Genomic DNA, 803 nt, shown 5'->3' with positions numbered 1-803 from the left:
CATGATGTTGTAGTCATCGATGACTTCTCAAATTCAAAACCAGAAGCCTTAGATGCAATTCATGAAATTACTGGTAAGAAAGTAAAGTTCTATGAATTTAACGTTTTAGATGAAGATAAGACAGAAGCAGTATTCAAGGAAAATAAATTAGATGCAGTCATTCACTGTGCAGCTTTCAAGGCAGTAGGTGAATCAGTAGTAAAGCCTATTGAATATTATACAAATAACTTAATGACAACTCTTATTGTTGCTAAGCTTATGAAGAAGTATCATGTCCCTTCAATTGTATTCTCTTCAAGTGCTACAGTATATGGTGATCCAAAGGTTGTCCCATTAACTGAAGATTGTGAATTAGGACAGACTACAAACCCATATGGTTCTACAAAGGCTATGATGGAAAGAATCCTAACAGATGTACAGCATGCTGTACCAGAAATGTCTGTTACACTTCTTCGTTACTTCAACCCAATTGGTGCACATGAATCAGGATTATTAGGAGAAGATCCAAAGGGAATTCCTAACAACCTTATGCCTTATATTATGAAGGTTGCAACTGGTGAACTTCCTTGCTTAGGCGTATTTGGTAATGACTATGATACACCAGATGGAACAGGTGTACGTGACTACATCCATGTTGTAGACTTGGCTAAGGGTCATGTTCTTGCAATTGAAAAATATGCAACACCAGGTGTTCATATCTGTAACCTAGGAACAGGTAAAGGATATAGCGTATTAGAAATCGTTAAGGCATTTGAAAGAGTTAATGGAATCAAGATTCCTTATGAAATCAAGCCAAGACGTGC

1 protein-coding gene is annotated in these 803 nt (G+C 36.7%); it reads left to right on the top strand.

Features of this window, described 5'->3' with window-relative positions; translation table 11 throughout:
- On the top strand, window positions 1-803 hold an 803-nt coding region (galE, locus tag H8909_RS13225), incomplete at both ends, for a UDP-glucose 4-epimerase GalE (protein ID WP_187013156.1).

It is taken from the genome of Catenibacterium faecis (genome assembly GCF_014306455.1).
Classification (GTDB): Bacteria; Bacillota_I; Bacilli_A; order Erysipelotrichales; family Coprobacillaceae; genus Catenibacterium; species Catenibacterium mitsuoka_A.
The sequence above is the reverse complement of the archived record's forward strand: the minus strand, read 5'-3'. Positions and strand labels throughout refer to the sequence as shown.